Source organism: Amnimonas aquatica (genome assembly GCF_002943415.1).
GTDB classification, from domain to species: domain Bacteria; phylum Pseudomonadota; class Gammaproteobacteria; order Pseudomonadales; family Moraxellaceae; genus Perlucidibaca; species Perlucidibaca aquatica_A.
In genome coordinates, this window is the sequence record NZ_PTQZ01000282.1 from 1 (window position 1) to 1791 (window position 1791).

Below are 1791 nucleotides of genomic sequence, written 5' to 3' on the forward strand. Positions count from 1 at the left end.
GGAGAACGAGCCCGAGCGCGGCATTCGCTGCACCATGTGCTTCGACATGCGTTTCGAGCGCACGGCGCTCTATGCCCACGAGCACGGCTTTCCGGTGATCAGCAGCTCGCTGGGCATTTCGCGCTGGAAGAACATGGCGCAGATCAACGACTGCGGGCATCGCGCCGCCGGTCATTACCCGGGCCTGGTCTACTGGGACTACAACTGGCGCCGGCAGGGCGGTGCCCAGCGCATGGTGGAGATCAGCAAGCGCGAGCATTTCTACCAGCAGGAGTACTGCGGCTGCGTGTATTCGCTGCGCGACAGCAACCGCCAGCGTCTGGCCGCCGGGCGAGAGCGCATCCGCATCGGGGTGCAGTACTACGGGGATCCGGAGCCGGGCGGCGAGGCCTGAGCAGGATGCGGCGGCAGGCGCGCAAAAAAAGCCCCGGCGAACCGGGGACAACAGGGGTTCAGCGCTTGCCGGCGGCGGGTCGCCGCCGGTGAATCACGATGCCTGGACTCAGGCGGCCCTGGCGGCCACGGCGCCATCCAGACGTTCGCGCCAGTAGGCGACCAGCGCGCTGTTCTCGTGGTCCCAGGGGTGGAAGCCGGGCTTGAAGAAGTCCAGGTACTCCGACCACAGGCCGCTGACCACGCCGTTGCGACCGAGCAGCTTGTTGAGGCCGAAGGCCCAGGTGCGCAGATTGAACAGCTGCTTGTCGCGATACATGAACTGGACCTGGAAAGCGGCGACCACGGCGGCGAGGATCACCGAGGCCAGCACCTGGAACACCACGCGTTCGGTGTAGCTGCTGCCCGGCACGTTCTGGTACAGGTCGAAGGCCACGGCCTTGTGCTCGGTCTCTTCGATGGCGTGCCACATCCAGATCGGGCGCATTTCATCCGACAGGTTGTTCATGATGTCGGTGTCGGTGAGCAGGCGGTTGGCGATGATGGCGGTGAAGTGCTCCAGCGCCACCGTCACCGCCAGCTGCTGGCGCGCGGTGAGGATGCGGCGGCCGATGTTGAGCAGGCCGAGGGTGAATTTCTCGGCGCGCAATGCCGGCAGGCCCTTGGCCTCCAGCATGTTGTTCATGCTGACGTGTTCCAGCGAGTGCATGGCTTCCTGCCCGATGAAGCCGGAGATGTCCTTCTGGGTCACGGTGTCGCCGGTGTGTTCGCGCAGGGCGCGCACGGAGTCGACGAAGAAGCGCTCGCCGACCGGGAAGAGGGTGGACAGGGTGCCCATGAAGTGGGTGCAGAAGGCATCGTCATAGGCCCAGTGACGAGGGATGCTGTCGGCCGGGAATTCGAAGTCCATGCGCGTCGGCTTGATACTGATGACGTCCGGGGTCGCCTTGTGCTTCGCGGCTTGATGCTTCTGGGTGCGGGCCATGGTGATACCTGTTCTTCGTGGCTGTGACGCATCGGTCACGATGTCTTTAAGTTATTTCCTCCATGTGACAGTGTCAACTGTAACAGTATGGTTTTTTGTAGCGATGGCCTCATCACAAGGTCGCATGGAGGCTGCGGAGCGGCGGCATTGTTGCCGCCTGGGCAACATGGCGGTGAGCGCCGGCCGGTTTATGGCGGCTCGCGCTCTGCCGATACTGGAAGCCTGATCCCGTCAGGAGAGCCGACATGACCCAGCTGCATTCCCGTTCCGTCCAGCGCCTGCTGCGCGGCCAGGACACGCGTGATGGCGCCGGCGTGAAGCTCACCCGCGTCATCGGCACTGCCATGCTGCCCGATCTCGACCCCTTCCTCATGCTCGACGAGTTCCGCTCGGACACGGCGGACGACTACATC

Annotated in this window: 2 protein-coding genes; one reads left to right on the top strand and one right to left on the bottom strand. The window is 64.4% G+C overall.

Annotated features, from left to right (window positions below; translation table 11 throughout):
• Positions 1 to 394 (top strand): epoxyqueuosine reductase QueH (locus tag C5O18_RS09100; protein WP_206389832.1); only part of this gene is annotated, 394 nt, incomplete at its 5' end.
• A gap of 108 nt (positions 395 to 502) precedes the next feature.
• Here the strand turns inward: C5O18_RS09100 and C5O18_RS09105 are convergent.
• On the bottom strand, positions 503 to 1378 hold the full coding sequence (locus C5O18_RS09105) for a metal-dependent hydrolase (RefSeq protein WP_105193296.1): 876 nt from the start codon (positions 1376 to 1378) through the stop codon (positions 503 to 505).
• Positions 1379 to 1791: the final 413 nt, after the last annotated feature.

Coding starts and splice junctions, on each gene's coding strand:
- C5O18_RS09105 (WP_105193296.1), bottom strand. CDS start 1,378: ATGGCCCGCACCCAGAAGCATCAAGCCGCGAAGCACAAGGCGACCCCG.